Here is a 20,344-nt window from a genome sequence, read left to right as displayed (position 1 = left end):
GTCGGTCACCCCGTGCGGGGGCAACCTTCTCGCATCCCGTCACATCACCACGGACGACGCACAGTTGGACAGAAAATGATCACCGGGTAGGAGTCCTCGACGGCCGGATCGGACCCGTCGTGAACGAATCCTGCTTCTTTTATTGACGGCGGAAATTAAGAGTCATAGGTTCCGCACATGTCCTCGACCCGCCGCGCCGAGACGTTCCCCGCGAACACGCCGGCCGCCTCGCAGATCTTCACCACGGTCCTGTCCCACGGGCCGCTCACCCGCCTGGAGGTCGCGCGGCGGGCGGGGCTGTCCCCGGCCGCTGTCACCAAGGCGGTACGGCCGCTGATCGAGGCCGGCTACCTGGTGGAGGACGCGGACGAACCGGCCCGCCCCGCCCTCGGCCGCCCCGCCAACCCGGTACGGGTCGACGGGGGACGGGCACTGTTCATCGGCGTCAAGGTCACCGGCGACGAGATCATCGGCGTGCTCACCGACCTGTGCTGCCGGATCCGCGTCGCCCGGCACGCCCCGCTCCCGGACCGGGACCCGAAGGGCGTGCTGGCCTCGGTCGCCGAGCTCACCGGCGAACTGCTCACCGCCGCCGGTGACTTGGGCGTACCCGTCCTCGGTCTCGGCATCGCCGTCTCCGGTGACGTCGACCGTGGCGCCGGCGTCGTCCGCTACTCACCCTTCCTGGAGTGGCGGGAGGTGCCGCTCGCCGAACTCGCCGCCGCGACCACCGGATTGCCGGTCACCGTCGACAACGACGTACGGGCCCTCACCGTCGCCGAGCAGTGGTTCGGCGCCGGCGTGGGACTGTCCGACTTCGCCGTGGTGACGGTCGGCGCCGGCATCGGCTGCGGGCTCGTGGTGCACGGCCGGGTGGTCGCCGGGGCGCAGGGGGTGGCCGGGGAGATCGGACATGTGACCGTCGACCCGGCAGGACCGCCTTGCCACTGCGGCAACCGCGGCTGTGTGGAGGCCATCGCGGGGGACGCCGCGATCGTCCGCCGGATCCGCGAGACCACGGGCGTCGAGGTCACCGACACCGCCGCCGCCGTGGAACTGGCCCACCAGGGCGACACCGGTGCCCGCGAGGCCTACGCGCGCGCGGGCGAGGCGATCGGCCGCGGCATCGCCACCGTGGCCAACCTGCTCGGCCCCGAGAGAGTGATCATCTCCGGCGAGGGCCTCGCCGCCCACGACCTGTTCGCCGAACAGATCCGCGAAGCGTTCACCGCGGCCGCGTTCGGCTCCGCCGCCCAGTGCGACCTGCAGACCCGCCCACTGCCCTTCGAGGAGTGGGCGCGCGGTGCCGCCGCCACCGCGATCCAGTCCTTCATCAGAGCAGACCAACAGCAGTAGAGCCGCTGACACCACACCCTGGAGGTACGACCCATGCGGTCATCCTCGTACTCCGCCCTGCCCGCACGCACCCTGAGAGCCGTGGTCGTCCTGGCGCTCGCCGCCGGAGTCACCGCCGCCGTCCCAACCGCCCGGGCCGACACCACCGCGCCCCCGGCCGCCACGACATCCACCGAGGTGGCCGCCAAGCCCTACATGGGCTGGACCAGTTGGACCATGCAGTCGTCGAAGTACCCGGGCCTCAACCCGAAGGGCGACTACAGCTACCTGTCCGAGGCGAACGTCCTCAAGCAGACCGACGCGATGGCCGCCAAGCTGAAGAAGTTCGGCTACGAGTACGTCAACATCGACGCCGGCTGGTGGATGGACTGGTCCTGGAAGCCACGGTTCGACCGGTACGGCCGTCAGCAGGCCGACCCCGAGCGCTTCCCGAGCGGCATGAAGGCCGTCGCCGACCGCATCCACGCCAAGGGACTCAAGGCCGGCATCTACCTCCCGGTCGGCCTGGAGAAGGGCGCGTACGGCGACGGAAAGACACCGATCTGGAACGCCGAGGGCTGCACGACCGGCGACATCGTCCACGACGACCTGCGCACCACCAACGGCTGGGACAGCGCCTACAAGATCGACTTCTCGAACCCCTGCGCACAGAAGTACATCGACTCCCAGGCGCGGCTGTTCGCCGACTGGGGCTACGACTTCCTCAAGCTCGACGGCGTCGGACCCGGCTCGTTCAAGAGCGGCGACAACTACGACAACGTCGCCGACGTGGCCGCCTGGCAGAAGGCCATCGCCACCGCCGGCCGCCCGATCCACCTGGAGCTGTCCTGGTCCCTGGACCACGGGCACGTCGAGGACTGGAAGAAGTACTCCAACGGCTGGCGCATCGACACCGACGTCGAGTGCTACTGCAACACCCTGGTCAGCTGGGAGAACTCCGTCGACGACCGCTGGGACGACGCCCCGGCCTGGACCGACCACGCCGGCCCCGGCGGCTGGAACGACCTCGACTCCCTCAATGTCGGCAACGGCGAGATGGACGGCCTCACCAAGGCCGAGCGGCAGAGCTACGCCACCCTCTGGGCGATAGCCAAGTCCCCACTGTTCACCGGCGACGACCTCACCAGGCTCGACTCCTACGGCCTGAAACTGCTGACCGACCGCGAGGTCATCGCGATCAACCAGAGCGGCGCCCCGCCCGCCGAGCCCGTCACCGCCTCCGACCCGCAGCAGGTGTGGGCGGCGAAGAACCCGAACGGCACCTACACCGTCGCCTTGTTCAACCTCTCCGACGCACCGGCCGCGGTGACCGCGAACTGGTCCACCCTCGGCTTCAAGGGCAAGGCCTCGGTGCGCGACGTGTGGAACAAGGAGAACCTCGGCAGCTACTCGGACAAGATCACCCAGGCCCTCCCCGCGCACGGCTCCCGGCTGTTCACCGTCACCCCGCGCGGCACGGACCTCGCCTGGACCGCCTACGAGGCCGAGGCGGGCACCCTGAGCGGCAACGCCTCCGTCGCCGACTGCTCGGCCTGCTCCGACGGCCGCAAGGTCGGCAACCTCTACACAGGCGGCAAGGTCAGCGTCAACGACGTCGTGGTGCCCAAGGCCGGCATCTACCAGATCAAGGTCGCCTACGTCAGCGGTGACTCCCGGTCGGTCCTGGTGTCCGCCGACGGAGGCGGCGCCACCTCGCACAAGTTCGCCTCCACCGGCGACTGGGCCACGGTGAACAGCGTTCATGTGCCGGTGAAGCTGAGGGCCGGAACCAACACGATCACCTTCGACAGCGGCACCGGCTACGCGCCCGACATCGACCGGATCGACGTACCGAAGTCCTCCTGAACACAGCCCTCCTGAACACACCCACGGCGCCCGCCCACGACCGCCAGGAGCCCGCCATGGACACCGCCCCGAACCCCCGCCTGCCCAGACGCGGCCTGCTCGCCCTCGCCGCGGCGAGCGGCGCCCTCACCACCCTGCCCGCCTTCACCGCGTCGGCCGCACCGCAGCGCCCCGCGAACTCGCCCGTCAGTGAAGGCAGTTCACGCCACCGGCTCTGGTGGCAGGCCCCTGCCGACGAGCACTCCATGATCGAGCAGGGGCTGCCCGTCGGCAACGGCCGCCTCGGAGCCCTCGTCTCGGGCGACCCCGGCCGCGAACTCCTCCTGATCACCGACGCCACGATGTGGACCGGCGGCCTCAACGACACCCTCGACGCCGACGGCCAGTTCCCCTACGGCCGCGACGACTTCGGCTCCTTCACGCTCCTCGCCCGACTCACCGTCGCCCTCCCCGACCACGACCTCTCCGCCGTCCACGGCTACCGTCGCACCCTCGACCTGGCACAGGGGCTGCTGACCACGTCGTACACCCGCTCAGGGGTGACGTACCGCAGACGGATCTTCGCCAGCCGGCCCGACGACGTGATCGTCCTGCACTTCACGCAGAGCGGTGGCGGCCACTACACCGGCACCGTCGTGCTGGAGGGCACGCATGGCGAGGACGCCGCGGTGTCGTTCGGCGCGGCCCTCCCGAACGGTCTGCGCTACGGGGCCGCCGTCACCACGTACGGCCACGGCGGCCGGGTCACCGTCAGCGGGTCGCGGATCGACTTCGCCGGGTGCCGGGAGCTGACGGTGGTCGTGAGCGGCGGAACCGACTACGCGCCGGACGCGGCGAAGGGCTACCGCGATCCGTCCCTCGACCCGCACCGGCTCGCCCGCACCAAGGTCCGCGACGCCGCCGCCCACTCGGCCGACACCCTGCTGCGCACCCATGTCGCCGACTACCACGACCTGTTCGGGCGCATGGACCTCTCCCTCGGCACGTCGTCCGCCGAGCAACGCTCCCTGGACACCTGGGAACGGCTCCGGGCGCGGGCCCGGGACGGCGTGCCCGACCCCGAACTTGAGGCCGCCTACCTGCACTTCGGCCGCTATCTGATGATCTCCGGTTCGCGCGGGAGCCTTCCCCTCGCCCTGCAAGGGCTGTGGCTCGACGGCAACGACCCGGACTGGATGGGCGACTACCACACCGACATCAACGTCCAGATGAACTACTGGATGGCCGACCGCACCGGTCTGTCCCCGTGCTTCGACGCCCTCACCGACTACTGCCTCGCCCAGCTCCCGTCCTGGACCGACACCACCCGCCGCCTGTTCAACGACCCGCGCAACCGCTACCGCAACTCCACCGGCCGCAACGCCGGCTGGACCGTCGCCATCTCCACCAACCCCCACGGCGGAGGCGGCTGGTGGTGGCACCCGGCGGGCAACGCCTGGCTGTGCGCCACCCTGTGGGAGCACTACGAGTACACCGGGTCGCGGGAGCACCTGAAGAAGATCTATCCGCTGCTGAAGGGCGCCTGCGAGTTCTGGGAGGCGCGGCTGCTCACCACCACGCTCCCCGGCACCTCCAAGGAGGTGCTCATCGCCGACAGCGACTGGTCTCCGGAGCACGGCCCGCTCGACGCCAAGGGCATCACCTACGCTCAGGAACTGGTGTGGGCGCTCTTCGGGAGCTACTGCACCGCGGCGGCCGAGCTGCGGACCGACACCGGCTACGCGGCCACGGTCGCCGCACTGCGCAGAAAGCTGTACCTGCCCCGGGTCAGCGAGACCACCGGCTGGCTGGAGGAGTGGATGTCCCCCGACAACCTGGGCGAGACCACGCACCGCCACCTGTCCCCGCTCGTCGGTCTGTTCCCCGGCGACCGCATCCGCCCCGACGGCTCCACCCCGCCCGACATCGTCGCCGGCGCCACGGCCCTGCTCACCGCGCGCGGCATGGAGAGCTTCGGCTGGGCCAACGCCTGGCGCAGCCTGTGCTGGGCACGCCTGAAGCACGCGGAGAACGCCTACCAACTGGTCGTCGACAACCTCCGCCCCTCGACCGCCGGCAGCAACGGCACCGCACCCAACCTCTTCGACATCTACGAAGCCGAACGCGGCCGGGGCATCTTCCAGATCGACGCCAACTTCGGAACCCCGGCCGCGATGGCGGAGATGCTGCTGTACTCCCGACCCGGCCACATCGAACTCCTCCCGGCGCTCCCCGACGCCTGGGCCGCCTCGGGCTTCGTCACCGGCGTCGCCGCGCGCGGCGGCTTCGAGGTCGACCTGCGCTGGCGCGACGGGAGACCGACCGAGGTACGGATCCACAGCGTGGGCGGGCGCACCACCACGGTCGCGTACGGCGAGGTGTCCCGCACGGTCACCCTGCGGCCCGGCGCCTCCGTCACGCTGAGGGACCTCGCCCGGTGAGGGCCGCGCCTGCGCTGGCCGTCGTCCTGCTGACCCTCGTCGCCTGCCAGTCCCAGGCCGCCGAGGCACCCGCCGACGCGACCGCCGAGCCCAGCGGCGTGGTCACCTGGGCGGCGAGCGCCGACCGCATGGCCGACGGCGTCGCGGGCCGCGGCTACCGGCTCGTGGTGCGCACCAGCGTGGGCGGCACCGGCGTCCGCGTCCGGCTCTCCAATGCCTTCGGAGACCGGCCGCTGACCCTCGACAGCGTCTACGCCGGCATCCAGAAGCAGGGCGCCGAGCTGCGGCCCGGCAGCAACCGGCGCATGACCTTCGGCGGCGCGCACACGGTCACCGTGCCCGCGGGCGCCACCGTGTGGAGCGACCCGCTGCCCGGCAGGCTGCCCGCCGCGACCAACCTCGTCGTCAGCCTGCACAGCCCCGACGCGGGCGGCCCGGCCAGCGGCCACTGGATGGCCCTGCAGTCGTCGTACGCGACCCAGGGCGACCACACCGCCGAGGAGAGCGGCGCCGCCTGGACCATCCCGACCGGCTCCTGGTTCTACCTCGACGCCGTCTCCGTACGCGCCCCCACCGGCACCGGAGCGGTGGCCGCCCTCGGCGACTCCATCACCGACGGCTGGCAGTCCACCGCCGACCTGAACCGCCGCTGGCCCGACTACCTCGCCCGCCGCCTGCAGCGCACGGACACCGCCGTCAAGGGCGTGGCCAACGAAGGGATAGCCGGGAACAAGGTCCTCGCGGACGGCCCCGGCCAGAGCGCTCTGAACCGGCTGGAGCGCGACGTCCTGACCCAGCCGGGCATACGCACCGTGTTCCTGTTCCAGGGCGTCAACGACATCAAGGCCCACACCGGCGTCACCGCGGACGACCTGATCACCGGCTACCGCGAGATCGTCCGGCGGGCGCACGCGGCCGGCAAGTGCGTCGTCGGCGCGACCGTCGGCCCCTTCAAGGGCTGGCACGAATGGGACCCGGCCGCCGAAGCCGTACGGCAGGAGGTCAACGGGTTCATCCGCGACGGCGGCCTGTTCGACGCCGTCACCGACTTCGACCGTGTCCTGCGCAGCCCCTACGACCCCGCCCGCATGCTGCCCGCCCTCGACGGCGGCGACCACATCCACCCCAACGACAAGGGCATGCAGGCGATGGCCGACGCCGTCGACCTGACGGCCCTGGAGTGCGACACCGGCCGCTGAACCGCGGCCGGTACCCGGGTGTTCGGGGGTTCTAACCCCGCAGTGTCTTCGCCCAGTCGGCCGGCACCCGCCCCGCGGGCCCCGGTGCCGGCTGCTCGGCCGGATGGCTCACCGGCGCGGCCAGTTCGGGTCCCGACTCGTACATCTCGTTGGACGCGTAGTCCCAGTACCAGCTCTCACCCGGCTCGAAGCTCTGCACGAACGGATGTCCGGTCTGTCGGAAATGCCCTGTCGCGTGCTTCGCGGGCGAACTGTCGCAACACCCCACATGTCCGCACTGCGCACACCGCCGCAGATGGAACCACCACCCGCCGACCTCGTCGCACTCGACGCACCCGCTGCCGCTCGGCGGCACGCTCGGGTCGATTCCCTTGTCGGACCGGCCGTCCTGGTCGCTGGTCATGCGGTCTCCTCCTCGGCCGATGTGAGCGGAAGCAGCACCTGGAAACGCGTGTCGCCCGGCTCCGACTCCACCTGGATGGTCCCGTGGTGCTTGTTGACCACGATCCGCCAGGAGATGTCGAGACCGAGCCCGGTCCCCTCACCCACGGGCTTCGTCGTGAAGAACGGATCGAAGATCCGCCCCCGGTGCTCCGCCGGGATCCCGACACCCGTGTCCCGGAACTCCACCAGCAGCCGGTCGTGATCGGGGGCCGTCCGCACGGTCAACGTCCCCTCGCCGCCCGCGCTGTCGATGGCCGAGACCGCGTTGTCGATCAGGTTCGTCCACACCTGGTTGAGCTCGGCCGGGTACGCCGGGATCTTCGGCAGCGTGCGGTCGTACTCCTTGACGACCTTGATCTGCGGGCCGATCTTGGCCGACAGCATCATCAGGGTGCTGTCGAGGAGTTCGTGCACATCGGCGTTCCGGAAGGGCGCGCGGTCCAGCTGGGAGTACTGCTTGGCGGCGTCGACGAGATGCGAGATGCGCGTGGTCGAGTCGTTGATCTCGTCCATCAGCAGCTCGGTCTCGACGGTGTAGTTGAGCCAGCCGATCGCGCTCGGCAGGATCTCCTCGTCCACCGCCGCCGCGACCTGGTCCAGCCAGTCCACGTCGAGACCGGCCTGTACGAAGGTGGGCGCGATCCGCCAGCCGTCCGGGATGTCGTGGTCGTCCAGCCAGTCCGTCACGGCGTCCTCCCGGTCCGACGCCTCCAGCGGGCTCAACGTCGGTGCCTTCGCGACCCGTTCGGCCGTGCGCTCCTGGATGTCTATGAGGTTGGCCATCACCTCGGGGGAGTACGAACCCTGCGCGATGATCGCCAGCTTGTGCCGCATCTTGCCGACGCGCTCCCGCAGCGTCGCGGTGGCCCGCACGGCCGCCGCCGCGGGGTTGTTGAGCTCGTGCGTGAGCCCCGCGGACAACGAGCCCAGCGCCAGCAGCCGTTCGCGCTGGTTGACGGCCAGCTCGGTGCTCTTCTGACCGAAGAAGAGACCTTCCAGCAGATGCAGGGCCATCGGGAACCACTCGCGGATCACCTCCGCGAAGGTCTCGGCGGGCAGCACGAAGAACCGTGTCGGCTCCGTGACCCGCATCGAGCTGTTGTAGACCTGCGGCACCCGATCGCCGAGATAGGCCTGCCAGGCCCCGGAGTACACGCCGCGCTGAGAGGTCCGGTTGACCTCCACGTCGTCGCCGCCGACCCGCCGGGACAGCACGACGGTGCCCTCGACCATGACGTAGAAGCAGGTCGCGGGATCACCCTCGGTGTACACCGGCCCCGGCTCGAACCGCTCCACCCGCCCCGCGCTGCACAGCCTGCCGAGCTGCTCGGGCGTGAGCTTCTCGAACAGGAACAGCGCCCCGATCTCCTGCGGGTTGCACGGCATCAACTGCCCGCTCATGACTGCTCCAGATACCGGTGGACGAGCATCACGGCCATGGCTCCCTCTCCTACGGCGGACGCGACCCGCTTGGCGGACTCCGCGCGCGCGTCACCTGCCACGAACACGCCGGGGACGTTGGTCTCCAGGTGGTACGGCGGCCGGTCCAGCTCCCAGCCGGCCGGCGGCCGTCCGTCGGCGGTCAGATCGGGCCCGGCCAGGATGAACCCGCGCTCGTCCCGCAGCACCGTCGCGTCCAGCCAGTCGGTCAGCGGGGCCGCGCCGATGAACACGAACATCCACTGCGCGTCGACCAGTTCGGTCCGCCCGCTGTCCACGTCGCGCAGCGTCAGCTGCTCCAGATGGCCGGTGCCGTGCGCGGACTCCACGACCGTCTGGGTGCGCACCGAGATGTTCGGCGCCTCGTCGATCTGCTGGATCAGATAGTGCGACATGGACGCCGCCAGCGACTCGCCGCGCACCAGCAGCGTCACCGACTTCGCGCCCCGCGACAGGTACATCGCCGCCTGGCCCGCCGAGTTGGCGCCGCCGACGATGTACACGTCCTGCCCCTGGCAGGCGGGCGCCTCCGTCAGCGCCGACCCGTAGTACACCCCGCAGCCGGTCAGGTCGTCGCAGCCCGGCGCCTGCAGCTGCCGGTACGACACGCCGGTCGCCAGGATCACGCTGTGCGCGGCGACCGCCGAGCCGTCCGAGAACCGTACGACGCGTGCGGCGCCGCTGACCTCCAGCGCCGTCACCTCGCGCGCGGTGAGGATCTCGGCGCCGAACTTCGCCGCCTGCCGCCGCGCCCGATCGGTGAGCTGGGCGCCCGACACGCCGTCCGGGAAGCCCAGGTAGTTCTCGATCCGGGAGCTCTGCCCGGCCTGCCCGCCGGTCGCCGAACGCTCCACCAGCACCGTACGCAGCCCCTCCGACGCCCCGTACACCGCCGCACCGAGCCCCGCGGGGCCGCCGCCGATCACGACGAGGTCGTAGAAGTCGGCCGTCGGCGTCGTGGCCAGCCCGACCTGCGCGGCCAGCTCGGGTGCCTCGGGCGCCACCAGGGGTGTGCCGTCGGGCGTGATCACCAGCGGCAGCCGCTGCCCGTCCTGCTCGGCGGCGGCCAGCAGCCGCTGTCCTTCGGGCTCGTCGGCCGAGTACCAGCGGTAGGGCACCTGGTTGCGGGCCAGGAACTCCCGCACCTCCGACGAACGCGCCGACCAGCGGTGTCCGACCACCTTGGTGCTGGGTACCGGCCGGTAGTCGCTGCGCCGCCACGCCTCCAGCAGATCGTCCAGGACCGGATAGAGCTTCTCCTCGGGCGGATCCCACGGCTTGAGCAGATAGTGATCGAGGTCGACGACGTTGATCGCGTCGATCGCCGCGCTGGTGTCCGCGTACGCGGTCAGCAGCACCCGGCGCGCACCCGGGTAGACGTCCAGGGCCTGTTCCAGGAACTCGATGCCGTTCATCTGCGGCATCCGGTAGTCGGCCAGGATCACGGCCACGAGGTCCCCGCGCAGCTTCAGCTCGCGCAGCGCCTCCAGCGCGGACTCGCCGGACTCCGCCCGCACGATCCGGTGCGACGCGCCGTAGCGCCGCCGCAGATCGCGGGCGACCGCCCGGGACACGCCCGGGTCGTCGTCCACGGTCAGGATGACGGTCCGCGCTGCGTCGGCGGCCTGTGCCATACGTCTCCCACCCCGGGGTCGGAACCAGGGCACGGCGGCTCCACGTCGCCGCGCCGACTCCGGCCCATCGTATGTTCGATCCGCCCGCTTCGCTCGGGTATGCGGGAGCCGACGCTTTTCAGCCGCGCCGCGGGGCGAGCACGCAGAACTCGTTGCCCTCGGGATCCGCCAGCGTGACCCAGGGCTCGGCGCCGCTCTGCCCGACGTCGGCGTGGCGCGCGCCGAGCGCGAGGAGGCGGGTGACCTCCGCGTCCTGGTCGGTCGGGCGGAAGTCGAGGTGGAGGCGGTTCTTGACCGTCTTGCCCTCCGGGACCGGCCCGAAGATCAGGCCGGGCAGGCGGTTCCGCTCGGGCCGGATCTCGAATTCCTCGGCCGAGTCGTTCAGCACCACCCAGCCCAGCGCCTCGGCCCACCAGCGTCCCAGGGCCACGGGATCGGCCGAGTCGACGACCACCTGTTCCCACTCCAGAGCCATGGGCGCAGCGTAGTGAAGACTGGACCCAAGGACGTGGCCACGACACTAGGAGGCAGCCGGAATGACGCGCCCGATCACGGCAGGGGTGGACGGCTCGGAGGAGAGCCTCGCCGCTCTCGGCTGGGCGGCCCGGGAGGCGGTCCGTCGGGGGGTGGCCCTGCGGGTGGTGCACGCCTGGCAACCCCAGTCGCACGAGGCGATCGACGCGGGGGACCCGGACACCCAGGTCCAGTGGGTGCGGGAGGGCCTGGCGGAGGCCGCCCGTTCCGTCGCGGAGCGGCATCCGGGCCTGGAGGTGACGACCGACGTCGTCGACGACGGCTCCGTGGACACGCTTCTCGCGGCCGGGGCGGACGCCGAGATGCTGGTGCTGGGATCGCGCGGCCAGGCCGCGGTCGTCGGGTTCCTGCTGGGCTCCGTCGGACAGCAGGTGATCGCCGGGGCGAAGAACCCTGTCGTGCTGGTTCGCGCCGGGGACCAGGCGTCCGCGGAGGCCGCCGGACGCGAGATCGTCGTGGGCCAGCACGGGGACGCCGACGACAGCGCCGCCGCACTGCGGTTCGCGTTCGAGACCGCCGCCGCACGCGGCGCGACGGTGCGGGCCGTGCGCGCCTGGACGCTGCCGCCGCTGTTCGCCTACAGCCCGGCCTCCATGAAGCTCCTGGACGAGGCCGGCGGTCTCGAGCCGTACGAGAAGAAGGCACTGGGCGAAGCGCTGAAGCCGTGGCGCGAGAGCTTCCCCGACGTCCAGGTCGTCGAGCACGTCGAGATGGGCAGCGCCGGGCAGGTGCTGCTATCGGTCGTCGGTCGGGCCCAGCTGATGGTCGTCGGGCGCCGCGCCCGCCGTACGGCCGTCGGCGCCCGGATCGGCTCGGTGGCGCACGGCGTCCTGCACCACGCGCCCTGCCCGGTGGCGGTCGTACCGCCGGTCTGATGCGGCGGACGGTGTCAGTCGTCCGTCGGCTGCAGCGTCTCCCGGGCCTTGGGCAGGATGTTCTCGATGTAGTCCTCGACCACCGTGTCCAGGCCGATGTCGTGCTGCGCCCGCTCGGACAGGTACCAGCGGTGTTCGAGCAGCTCGTGGTAGATCTCGGCCGCGTCCATGGAACCGCGCAGTTCCAACGGCACGGCCCGCACCGTGGGCCGGAAGACGTCCCGCACCCAGCGGTGGGCGAGGACCTCGGGGCGGGCGCCGAGGGGGTCGCCCGGGGCGTAGTCGTCCTGGGTGGCCATCCAGCTCTCCAGGTCGTTCAGCAGCCGTCGGGCCTGGTTCTCCTCGGTGTCCAGGCCCGTCAGGCGCAGCAGTTGACGCTGGTGGTGGCCGGCGTCCACCACCTTGGGCACGAAGGTGACGGTGTCGCCGTTCGTGGCGTGCTCGATCTGCATCTCGGCCACGTCGAAACCGAGGTCGTTCAGACGGCGGATCCGGCGCTCGATGTAGTGGTACTTGCCCGCCGGATACACCGAGGTGCGGGTCAGCTCCTGCCAAAGGCTCCGGTAGCGGGCGCAGATCTCGGTGCCGAACTCGATCGGGTCCACCGAGGGGTGCAGCGCCCCGGACGCCTCCAGGTCCAGCAGTTCGCCGCTGATGTTGACCCGGGCGAGGTCCAGGTCGTAGTCGCGCTGCCCGTCGCTGAGCCGGGCGTGCAGATCGCCCGTCTCGGCGTCCACGAGATATGCGGCGTAGGCACCGGCGTCCCGTCGGAAGAGCGTGTTCGACAGGGAGCAGTCGCCCCAGGCGAACCCGGCGAGGTGGAGGCGGACCAGCAGCACGGCCAGCGCGTCCATCAGCCGGTGCATGGTCGCCGGACGCATCGTCGTCTCGAACATCGAGCGGTACGGCATCGAGCCGCCCAAGTGCCGGGTCACCAGGACCGACTCCAGCGGGCCGCCGTCGCCGTCGAGGCGTCCGGTGACCACGGCCAGCGGGTCCACCGCGGGGATGCCGATGCGGTCCAGGTCGCGCAGCAGCTCGTACTCGCGCAGCGCCGGGCGCTGCGCGAGCTCCTTGACCGCGATGACCTCGTTGCCGGCCCGGGCGTAGCGCACCACGTGCCGGGATATGCCGCGCGGCAGCGGCACCAGGACGTCGTCCGGCCACTGCTCCAGCGGCAGATGCCAGGGCAGCTCCAGCAGGAGCGCGGGGTGCTCCGGGTTCGTCGCGCTGATCTGCAGTGCCATGGGCCGTTCGTCCTCGCCTCGCCGGTGATCGTCAGCTCACCCTAAAGTGCCCGCTCCCTGGCCTGAAGAGCAGCTTCCTGCACGGAGCCCCGGTGCAGGGGTCCGTGGCCGGGCAGCAGGACGTCCCCCTTGAGGCCTTCGAGCACGTCCAGCGAGGCCACGGCCTGGGCCCGCTCGCGGTGGAACATGTCGGGCAGCAGCTGCGGTCCCCTGATCCGTGAGGTGGGGTGCCCGCTCACCAGGGCGTCGCCCGCGATCAGCACGCCGGTGTCGGGCAGATGGTAGGCGCTGTGTCCGTCGGTGTGGCCGGGCGTGTGGACGGGGACGGGGCGGCCGGGGAGGTCCAGCGGGCCCGCCGAGGGGAACGGCTCGGGGGCGGTGACCGGGACGTGCGCGGTGCCGCCGGAGCGGATCGCGTGGACCGCCCAGGGCAGCACGCCGGGCCGCCAGCCGTTCTTCAGGACCGTCCCGACGTCCACCTGGTGCAGGAACTCCCGGCGCGCGTGCGGCACTTCGGCCTCGTGCAGGTATATCGGCGTGCCGTGCGTGGCACGCAGGTACTCGGCGTTGCCCAGGTGGTCCGTGTGCGCGTGCGTGATCAGTACGGCCGTCACCGCCTCCGGTGAACTGCCCACTTCGGCGAGCGAGGCGAGGAGCTTCGGGCGGTCCCCGGGGTAGCCGGTGTCGATCAGTGTGACCTCGTCCCCCTCGGTCAGGATCACCCAGTTGGTGTTGCTGCCGTGCACCAGATAGGTGCCGTCCGCGACTTGCTGCACATCTGCCCGCATGATCGTCCCGCGTGGTGAGGTCCGTGCCCGACGGACACAGCAAAGCAGATCATCAAGAGGGCGTGACCGGCGGGTCGGGACGCATCCCGAACATCAGCCGCGTCAGCCGCGTCCTGCGCACCACGCACTCGTACAGCACCAGGATCCCCGCCAGCGAACCGGCCACGATCACCGCGTACTCGACCACGATCGGCGCCGACCAGCCCACCACGCCGTACGCGAGGGCGACCACGACCGGCTGGTGCAGCACGTAGAGCGGCAGGGCGGCGACCGACAGATACGCCATCACCGGCCTCGGGCGGGCCTCCGTGTGCCGCTGCTCGCGCGGGCGGTCCAGGGTGCCGAGGATGGCCACCACCAGGCACCAGCCCGCCGCGCTGAACAGGGCGCGGGTGACCAGCGCGAGCAGTGTGCTGTCGGTGAACGGGTCGTCCGCCGTCATGAACCCGGGAGCGCACGCCGCGAACAGGACCACGCCCGCCACGCCGAGCGGCCGGGCGTACCGGCGCATGACGGACCGGACCCGGTCGTCCCCGGCGAGGGCGAAACCGTAGAGGAAGAACACCAGGTAGGCCCAGTGGTGCCAGGCCGCGTAGTCCTCCTCCATGCCCAGCGGCACATTGATCAGAGCGAGCGGCAGCACGGGCAGCAGAAGCAGGGCGGGGTGCCGGGCGACGGCCGCCGCGGCACGGTCCCCGCCGGCCGCGAGGCGTGCCGCGACCGGAGCCAGCAGCAGACAGAACGCCAGCAGCAGGAGCACGAACCACAGATGGCCGGACTCGAAGTGCTTCCCGTCGACGAAAAACGGGAAGTCGGCGAGATCGAGGTGGACGGTGAAGTAGCGGGGCAGGAAGCGCCAGTACGACTCGTGGTGGTCCGGGTCGGCGGCGCGCAGCCGCAGCCACTGGGGCAACGGGTTCAGCGCGACGACGGTGAAGACCAGGGGAACTCCCAGGCGCAGCAGGCGTTCCCGGGCGAACCGGCCGGCGCCCCGGCGGTTCACGGAGTACCGGGCACCGAGCCCGGCGACGAGGAACAGTGCCGGCATCGCCCAGACCACCGCGAACCCGGCGAGGACCGTGATCGCCTCGGTGGTCCGCGAGTTCCGCACGTAGTAGTCGCCCTCCGTGGCGAAGACCAGGGCCGCGTGGAAGAAGACCAGACCGAGGACGACCACGATCCGCAGCACGTCCAGCTCGCTGCGCCGGGGCGCGGTGGCCGGTGCCTGTGTCCGAGCGCTCACCCGGCTCAGTGTGGGGGGTACGGCGGGGCTTCGCCCAGAGGAAGGGACGCCTCCGGCACCGTCCACCGGAGGCACCCTCCCGCGCGCCCCAGAAGCGGCCGCCTCTCCGCCTCAGTGCACGCCGTGCGGGCGGAACTGCACGCTGATGCGTGGTCCCGTGGCGCGGGTGGTCTTCGGGATCGAGTGCTCCCAGGTCCGCTGGCAGGAGCCGCCCATCACGACGAGGTCGCCGTGGCCCAGTGGCCGGCGCACCGACTCGCCGCCGCCGCGCGCCGGGCGCAGCAGCAGATCCCGTGGGGCGCCCACGGAGAGGATGGCGACCATCGTGTCCTCGCGGGCGCCCCGCCCGATCCGGTCCCCGTGCCAGGCGACACTGTCCCGGCCGTCGCGGTAGTAGCAGAGCCCGGCCGTGGTGAACGGCTCGCCGAGCTCCTCGGCGTAGTGCGCGCTGAGCGCCTCGCGGGCCTCGGACAGCACCGGGTGCGGCAGTACGTCGTCCTGACCGTAGAACGCGAGCAGTCGGGGCACGTCGACGACCTGGTCGTACATCTTGCGTCGCTTCGCACGCCAGGGCACTTCGGCCGCGAGCTGTTCGAACAGGGCGTCGGAGCCCGCCAGCCATCCGGGCAGCACATCGATCCAGGCGCCGAGGCCGAGTCCGGTCCGGCGGATCCCGTCGAGGGGGCCGAGCCGCAGCTGGTCGGTCTGGTCGAAGAGGGAGGCCTGGAGGTGCGTGCTCATGGATCCAGCGTACTCCTTATTCGAAAATGTGTTCCCTTCGGTGGGGTGAGTCATCGGTGGCGAGCTCTTTCGATACATCGCTGTATCGGATACATTCGCGTATCGAACGGAGGTCCTGGCATGACGGTGGAGGGAACGGCCAAGCGCGTCACCAAGCGCCGGGTCCGCACGCGGGCCAACCTCCTCGACGCCGCGTTCGAGGTGTTCGCGGCCAAGGGGTTCGGCCGGGTCTCCATCGAGGAGGTCTGCGAGGCCGCCGGCTACAGCAGGGGCGCCTTCTACTCCAACTTCGACAGCCTGGACGAGCTGTTCTTCGCCCTCTACCGGCAGCGCGCCGACCTGATCGCCGAGCAGGTGTCCGGGGCGCTCGCCCTCGACGGGCCGGACCTGGACGTGCCCGCAGCCGTGGAGCGGGTCACCGAGGTGCTGCTGCTGGACCGGGACTGGCTGCTGGTGAAGACGGACTTCCTGGTGCACGCCGCACGCGACCCGGCCGTCGCGCAGGCCCTGCTGGAACACCGTGCCCGGCTGCGCGGCGCCATCGCCGACCGGCTGGCCAGGGCGCGCGGACACACCGCACTGCCCGCCGTGCTCGGCGACATCGACGGCGCCGCCCACGCCGTGGTCGCCGCGTACGACGGCGTCACCACACAACTGCTGCTGGACAGGGACGTCGAACACGCTCGCGGCTGGCTGGGGCAACTGCTCACCGCGCTGCTCACCGACGGCAGCGGCACCACCGCATCAGCGCACATGAGGACATGAGGAAGGGACGGTCGCCATGGATGCCGACGTCATCGTCGTCGGAGCGGGACTCGCGGGCCTGGTCGCCGCGAGCGAACTGACCAGCCGGGGCCGCAGGGTCGCGCTGGTCGACCAGGAGAACGCCGCCAACCTCGGCGGGCAGGCGTTCTGGTCCTTCGGCGGGCTCTTCCTCGTCGACTCCCCGGAGCAGCGGCGCCTCGGCATCAAGGACTCCTTCGACCTGGCCTGGAACGACTGGCAGGGCAGCGCCCAGTTCGACCGGACGGACGACGAGGACTCCTGGGCGGTGCGCTGGGCGCGCGCCTACGTCGAGTTCGCGGCCGGCGAGAAGCGGGCCTGGCTGGACGGGCACGGCATCAAGTTCCTGCCCACGGTCGGCTGGGCGGAGCGCGGCGACCTGCGCGCCCACGGCCACGGCAACTCCGTGCCCCGCTTCCACATCGCCTGGGGCACCGGCACGGGCGTGGTGGAGCCGTTCGTGCGGTACGCCAAGGAGGCCGCGCGCGACGGGCTGCTCACCTTCTATCACCGGCACCAGGTCGACGAGCTGGTCATCGAGGAGGGCGCGGCGCGCGGTGTGCGCGGCACGGTCCTCGCCGACGACCACTCGGCCCGGGGCGTCGCCTCCAACCGCGACCGCGTCGGCGAGTTCGAGCTGACCGCCCAGGCCGTCGTCGTCACCACCGGCGGCATCGGCGCCAACCACGACATCGTCCGCCGCTACTGGCCCGAACGGCTCGGCACGCCGCCCACCGAGATGGTCACCGGCGTCCCCGCCTACGTCGACGGCCGCATGCTCGACATCAGCGCGGAGGCAGGCGTGCGCCTGGTCAACCGCGACCGGATGTGGCACTACACCGAGGGCCTGCAGAACTGGGACCCGATCTGGCCCGGCCACGGCATCCGCATCCTGCCCGGCCCGTCCTCGATGTGGTTCGACGCCCTGGGCCGCCGACTGCCCGACCCGTGCCTGCCCGGCTACGACACCCTCGGCACCCTCAAGCATCTGCGCACCGACGCGGACATCGCCGGGTACGACCACTCCTGGTTCATCCTCAGCCAGAAGATCATCGAGAAGGAGTTCGCGCTGTCGGGCTCCGAGCAGAACCCCGACATCACCGCCAAGGACCGGACCGGGTTCCTCAAGGAGCGGGTGCTCGGCAAGGGCGCCCCGGGACCGGTGGCGGCCTTCCTGCGCAACGGCGCCGACTTCGTGACCGCTCCGAACCTGGAGCAACTGGTCGAGAAGATGAACCAGTTGACGGACAAGCCGCTCCTCGACGCCGAGACCGTCCGACGGCAGATCGAGGCCCGCGACCTCCAGATCGCCAACCCCTACAGCAAGGACTCCCAGGTCCAGGGCATCCGCAACGCCCGCCGCTACATCGGCGACCGCCTCGGCCGCGTCGCCACCCCGCACCGCATCCTCGACCCCGCGGCCGGCCCCCTCATCGGCGTCAAGCTGCACATCCTGACCCGCAAGACCCTCGGCGGCATCCAGACCGACCTCGACTCCCGCGCGCTCGGCGCCGACGGCACGCCGATCGACGGCCTGTACGCGGCCGGCGAGGTCGCCGGCTTCGGCGGCGGCGGCGTCCACGGCTACAACGCCCTGGAGGGCACCTTCCTCGGCGGCTGCCTCTTCTCGGGCCGCACGGCGGGCCGGGCCGCGGCACGGCAGACCGGCTGAGGCAAGTGCGCGGCCCGTCGCCTCAGGACTGGAGGAGGCGGGCCAGCACCGCCGCGTGACTCTCCTCGGGGGACTTCGAGGCGGTCAGCAGGGTCACCGCGCCCTCGCCCGCCAACTCCCGCACATGATCGACGAGTTCGGCCGCATCGGGAGCGGCCAGCTCGGCCTCGTAGCGCTCGGCGAACTCCTCGTACGACCCCTCGCCCGCGTGGTACCAGCGCCGCAGCTCCGTGGACGGGGTGAGCCCCTTGGGCCACTCGTCCACGCGGGCCGCGTCCTTCGCCAGACCGCGCGGCCAGAGCCGGTCGACGAGGACACGTACGCCGTCCTCGGGCTCGGGTGCTTCGTAGACGCGACGGATGCGGACGCTCATGGCCGGGCCTTTCCGGTGGACCTGACGAGTTCCTCACCAGTGTCGGTCAAGGTCGACGCATGATCACGCACAAGTCCCGTGTCGCCCGGCGTGCCACCGCCCCGCCCCGGCCACTCATGCCCCTCATCCGGCGCGCTGTCGCAGCGCCCTTCGTTCGGTCTCGCTCGTGCCGCCCCAGATCCCGATGTACTGGTCCATGTCCAGCGCCCAGCGCAGACACTGCTCCCGGACCGAGCAGCGCCGGCAGACGGCCTTCGCCTGCTCCGTCTGCAACACGGTCGGTCCGGACGTGCCGATCGGGTAGAAGAGGTCGGGGTCCTCATGGCGGCAGGCGGCGTGGTCTCGCCAGTCGTCCATCAAAGTCACCTGCGATCGTCGTATGTGCCCTCGGTGGATGCATTACTCGTTTTCGAGTCGCCTGTCGATGCGCGCGTGAAACCCCGTCGGACACCGGCGAATCCGGTCACTGTTCGCGCATGCCCCACGGGGAGCCGTACGCCGTCAGCAGATCCAGGAACGGCCGGGCCGGGAAGGCCTCCGGGCCCAGCACGCCGGCACCCGACCAGGCGCCGCCGGCGACGAGTTCGAGGGCGACGACCGGGTTGACGGCCGTCTGCCACACCACGGCCTGGCTGCCGTACTCCTTCATGGACCACTGGTTGTCGACCACGTGGTAGAGGTACACCTCGCGCGACCTGCCGTCCTTCACGCCCCGCACCCAGGTGCCCGCGCAGGTCTTGCCGTGCATCCGCTCGCCCAGCGTCGCCGGGTCCGGCAGACACGCGGCGACGACGTCCCGGGGAGACACCCGCACCGGCCCGTCGGCGCTCGGCACGGTCACCGGCTCGGTGCGGTCCAGGCCCAGCAGATGCAGCGTCCTCAGCGTGCCGATGAACTCCTCGCCCAGGCCGTACTTGAAGGTCACCCGGCGCGCGTCCACCCAGCGCGGCACGAGCAGCACCTCCTCGTGCTCCACGTTCACGCACTCCACCGGCCCGATGCCCTCGGGGAAGTCGAACACCTCGGGCTCGCTGAACGGCTCGGTGGTGAACCAGCCGCGGCCCTCCTCGTAGACCACCGGCGGGTTGAGGCACTCCTCGATCGTCGTCCAGATGCTGAAGGACGGCGCGAAGTCATAGCCCTCGACGGTGAGGTTCGCGCCGTCGCGGACGCCGATCTCCTCGATCTCGTCGAAGAGCTCGTCGGCCGCGTACCGGGCGAACACGTCCGACAGTCCCGGCTCCACGCCCATGCCGACGAGCGCCAGCACGCCCGCCTTCTCCCAGTCGGCCGCCTGCTCGAACTGGGCGTCGCCCAGCTTGACCCCGCACTCCTCGTACGGGCGCTCCGGGTGCGGCCGCGACAGCGACATCGCCATGTCGACATAAGTGACTTCGGCGGCGCGCGCCGCCCGGAACAGCGGCAGCACGAACCGCGGGTCGGTGGCGTTGAGCAGCACGTCGCACGCGTGCCGCTCCAGCAGCGCGGCCACCGCCGCCTCGTCGCCCGCGTCGACCCGCTCGGCCCGGAACCGGGCGTCGCCGCCGAGCGCCGCCACGGCCGCCTCGGCCCGCGCCGGGTCCTGGTCGGCGACCACCATCGCCTCGAAGAACGGACGCCGGGCCGCGATCCGGGTGATCGCGGTCCCCACACCACCCGCTCCCACGAGCAGTACACGCATGACAAGACTCCCTCGGCTCGAAAGTCCGCAGACCTGAAGGTCCACAGGCTTGAAGGTCCACAGGCTTGA

At 71.3% G+C, this 20,344-nt stretch carries 18 protein-coding genes; 7 read left to right on the top strand and 11 right to left on the bottom strand.

What is annotated here, in order from left to right; translation table 11 throughout:
* Positions 1-177 precede the first annotated feature (177 nt).
* The 4 genes from L0P92_RS10720 to L0P92_RS10705 are packed head-to-tail and all read left to right on the top strand — an operon-like array spanning position 178 to position 6,820.
* A complete protein-coding gene (locus L0P92_RS10720; protein WP_234762305.1) occupies positions 178-1,356 on the top strand; it encodes an ROK family transcriptional regulator in 1,179 nt (392 codons plus the stop codon).
* 33 nt (positions 1,357-1,389) lie between these two features.
* Positions 1,390-3,201, top strand: coding sequence for an alpha-galactosidase D (locus L0P92_RS10715; protein WP_234762304.1), 1,812 nt, complete (start codon positions 1,390-1,392; stop codon positions 3,199-3,201).
* A 56-nt stretch (positions 3,202-3,257) separates the two neighbouring features.
* Positions 3,258-5,621, top strand: coding sequence for a glycosyl hydrolase family 95 catalytic domain-containing protein (locus L0P92_RS10710; RefSeq protein WP_234762303.1), 2,364 nt, complete (start codon positions 3,258-3,260; stop codon positions 5,619-5,621).
* A complete protein-coding gene (locus tag L0P92_RS10705; protein ID WP_234762302.1) occupies positions 5,618-6,820 on the top strand; it encodes an SGNH/GDSL hydrolase family protein in 1,203 nt (400 codons plus the stop codon). The genes L0P92_RS10710 and L0P92_RS10705 overlap by 4 nt, the downstream gene beginning before the upstream one ends.
* Before the next feature lie 31 nt (positions 6,821-6,851).
* Here the strand turns inward: L0P92_RS10705 and L0P92_RS10700 are convergent, their stop codons facing one another.
* The 4 genes from L0P92_RS10700 to L0P92_RS10685 all read right to left on the bottom strand — a co-directional run bounded on the left by L0P92_RS10700 (position 6,852) and on the right by L0P92_RS10685 (position 10,813).
* Positions 6,852-7,223 carry a UBP-type zinc finger domain-containing protein gene (locus tag L0P92_RS10700; protein ID WP_234762301.1) on the bottom strand — a complete coding sequence of 124 codons (372 nt, stop codon included), beginning with the start codon at positions 7,221-7,223 and terminating at the stop codon, positions 6,852-6,854.
* Positions 7,220-8,665, bottom strand: coding sequence for an ATP-binding protein (locus tag L0P92_RS10695; protein WP_234762300.1), 1,446 nt, complete (start codon positions 8,663-8,665; stop codon positions 7,220-7,222). Before L0P92_RS10695 ends, L0P92_RS10700 begins: the two co-directional genes overlap by 4 nt.
* Positions 8,662-10,338 carry an NAD(P)/FAD-dependent oxidoreductase gene (locus L0P92_RS10690; RefSeq protein WP_234762299.1) on the bottom strand — a complete coding sequence of 559 codons (1,677 nt, stop codon included), beginning with the start codon at positions 10,336-10,338 and terminating at the stop codon, positions 8,662-8,664. The genes L0P92_RS10695 and L0P92_RS10690 overlap by 4 nt, the downstream gene beginning before the upstream one ends.
* 118 nt (positions 10,339-10,456) lie before the next feature.
* A complete protein-coding gene (locus tag L0P92_RS10685) occupies positions 10,457-10,813 on the bottom strand; it encodes a VOC family protein (protein WP_234762298.1) in 357 nt (118 codons plus the stop codon).
* Positions 10,814-10,874: 61 nt separating this feature from the next.
* Here L0P92_RS10685 and L0P92_RS10680 point away from each other — a divergent pair, with 61 nt between their 5' ends.
* Positions 10,875-11,747 carry a universal stress protein gene (locus L0P92_RS10680; protein ID WP_234762297.1) on the top strand — a complete coding sequence of 291 codons (873 nt, stop codon included), beginning with the start codon at positions 10,875-10,877 and terminating at the stop codon, positions 11,745-11,747.
* 14 nt (positions 11,748-11,761) lie between these two features.
* On the opposite strand, the gene L0P92_RS10675 is transcribed toward L0P92_RS10680, so the two are convergent.
* The 4 genes from L0P92_RS10675 to L0P92_RS10660 all read right to left on the bottom strand — a co-directional run bounded on the left by L0P92_RS10675 (position 11,762) and on the right by L0P92_RS10660 (position 15,766).
* On the bottom strand, positions 11,762-12,994 hold the full coding sequence (locus L0P92_RS10675) for a DUF4032 domain-containing protein (protein WP_234762296.1): 1,233 nt from the start codon (positions 12,992-12,994) through the stop codon (positions 11,762-11,764).
* Between the two features lie 41 nt (positions 12,995-13,035).
* Positions 13,036-13,782, bottom strand: coding sequence for an MBL fold metallo-hydrolase (locus tag L0P92_RS10670; RefSeq protein WP_234762295.1), 747 nt, complete (start codon positions 13,780-13,782; stop codon positions 13,036-13,038).
* 52 nt (positions 13,783-13,834) lie between these two features.
* Positions 13,835-15,025, bottom strand: coding sequence for an acyltransferase family protein (locus tag L0P92_RS10665; protein ID WP_372497231.1), 1,191 nt, complete (start codon positions 15,023-15,025; stop codon positions 13,835-13,837).
* A gap of 111 nt (positions 15,026-15,136) precedes the next feature.
* On the bottom strand, positions 15,137-15,766 hold the full coding sequence (locus tag L0P92_RS10660) for an alpha-ketoglutarate-dependent dioxygenase AlkB (RefSeq protein WP_234762294.1): 630 nt from the start codon (positions 15,764-15,766) through the stop codon (positions 15,137-15,139).
* Positions 15,767-15,886: 120 nt separating this feature from the next.
* Here L0P92_RS10660 and L0P92_RS10655 point away from each other — a divergent pair, with 120 nt between their 5' ends.
* Positions 15,887-16,531 carry a TetR/AcrR family transcriptional regulator gene (locus tag L0P92_RS10655; protein ID WP_234762293.1) on the top strand — a complete coding sequence of 215 codons (645 nt, stop codon included), beginning with the start codon at positions 15,887-15,889 and terminating at the stop codon, positions 16,529-16,531.
* A 16-nt stretch (positions 16,532-16,547) separates the two neighbouring features.
* On the top strand, positions 16,548-18,221 hold the full coding sequence (locus L0P92_RS10650; RefSeq protein WP_234762292.1) for an FAD-binding dehydrogenase: 1,674 nt from the start codon (positions 16,548-16,550) through the stop codon (positions 18,219-18,221).
* Between the two features lie 22 nt (positions 18,222-18,243).
* Here L0P92_RS10650 and L0P92_RS10645 read toward each other — a convergent pair whose 3' ends face one another.
* The 3 genes from L0P92_RS10645 to L0P92_RS10635 all read right to left on the bottom strand — a co-directional run bounded on the left by L0P92_RS10645 (position 18,244) and on the right by L0P92_RS10635 (position 20,275).
* Positions 18,244-18,594 (bottom strand): DUF488 domain-containing protein, encoded by a 351-nt coding sequence (locus L0P92_RS10645; protein ID WP_234762291.1) that lies wholly within the window; start codon positions 18,592-18,594, stop codon positions 18,244-18,246.
* A 123-nt stretch (positions 18,595-18,717) separates the two neighbouring features.
* A complete protein-coding gene (locus L0P92_RS10640; RefSeq protein ID WP_234762290.1) occupies positions 18,718-18,951 on the bottom strand; it encodes a WhiB family transcriptional regulator in 234 nt (77 codons plus the stop codon).
* Positions 18,952-19,057: 106 nt separating this feature from the next.
* Positions 19,058-20,275 (bottom strand): saccharopine dehydrogenase C-terminal domain-containing protein, encoded by a 1,218-nt coding sequence (locus tag L0P92_RS10635; RefSeq protein WP_234762289.1) that lies wholly within the window; start codon positions 20,273-20,275, stop codon positions 19,058-19,060.
* Between the last annotated feature and the right edge of the window lie 69 nt (positions 20,276-20,344).

Source organism: Streptomyces muensis, assembly GCF_021474425.1.
Classification (GTDB): Bacteria; Actinomycetota; Actinomycetes; order Streptomycetales; family Streptomycetaceae; genus Streptomyces; species Streptomyces muensis.
This window is presented reverse-complemented; position numbering and strand designations above follow the sequence as displayed.

Excerpts from the sequence above, each read along its gene's own strand:
- L0P92_RS10670 (WP_234762295.1), bottom strand. The coding sequence starts at position 13,782 with ATGCGGGCAGATGTGCAGCAAGTCGCGGACGGCACCTATCTGGTGCAC.
- L0P92_RS10645 (WP_234762291.1), bottom strand. The coding sequence starts at position 18,594 with ATGAGCGTCCGCATCCGTCGCGTCTACGAAGCACCCGAGCCCGAGGAC.
- L0P92_RS10635 (WP_234762289.1), bottom strand. The coding sequence starts at position 20,275 with ATGCGTGTACTGCTCGTGGGAGCGGGTGGTGTGGGGACCGCGATCACC.
- L0P92_RS10685 (WP_234762298.1), bottom strand. The coding sequence starts at position 10,813 with ATGGCTCTGGAGTGGGAACAGGTGGTCGTCGACTCGGCCGATCCCGTG.
- L0P92_RS10700 (WP_234762301.1), bottom strand. The coding sequence starts at position 7,223 with ATGACCAGCGACCAGGACGGCCGGTCCGACAAGGGAATCGACCCGAGC.
- L0P92_RS10710 (WP_234762303.1), top strand. The coding sequence starts at position 3,258 with ATGGACACCGCCCCGAACCCCCGCCTGCCCAGACGCGGCCTGCTCGCC.
- L0P92_RS10660 (WP_234762294.1), bottom strand. The coding sequence starts at position 15,766 with ATGAGCACGCACCTCCAGGCCTCCCTCTTCGACCAGACCGACCAGCTG.
- L0P92_RS10715 (WP_234762304.1), top strand. The coding sequence starts at position 1,390 with ATGCGGTCATCCTCGTACTCCGCCCTGCCCGCACGCACCCTGAGAGCC.
- L0P92_RS10655 (WP_234762293.1), top strand. The coding sequence starts at position 15,887 with ATGACGGTGGAGGGAACGGCCAAGCGCGTCACCAAGCGCCGGGTCCGC.
- L0P92_RS10720 (WP_234762305.1), top strand. The coding sequence starts at position 178 with ATGTCCTCGACCCGCCGCGCCGAGACGTTCCCCGCGAACACGCCGGCC.
- L0P92_RS10650 (WP_234762292.1), top strand. The coding sequence starts at position 16,548 with ATGGATGCCGACGTCATCGTCGTCGGAGCGGGACTCGCGGGCCTGGTC.
- L0P92_RS10640 (WP_234762290.1), bottom strand. The coding sequence starts at position 18,951 with ATGGACGACTGGCGAGACCACGCCGCCTGCCGCCATGAGGACCCCGAC.
- L0P92_RS10690 (WP_234762299.1), bottom strand. The coding sequence starts at position 10,338 with ATGGCACAGGCCGCCGACGCAGCGCGGACCGTCATCCTGACCGTGGAC.
- L0P92_RS10680 (WP_234762297.1), top strand. The coding sequence starts at position 10,875 with ATGACGCGCCCGATCACGGCAGGGGTGGACGGCTCGGAGGAGAGCCTC.
- L0P92_RS10695 (WP_234762300.1), bottom strand. The coding sequence starts at position 8,665 with ATGAGCGGGCAGTTGATGCCGTGCAACCCGCAGGAGATCGGGGCGCTG.
- L0P92_RS10675 (WP_234762296.1), bottom strand. The coding sequence starts at position 12,994 with ATGGCACTGCAGATCAGCGCGACGAACCCGGAGCACCCCGCGCTCCTG.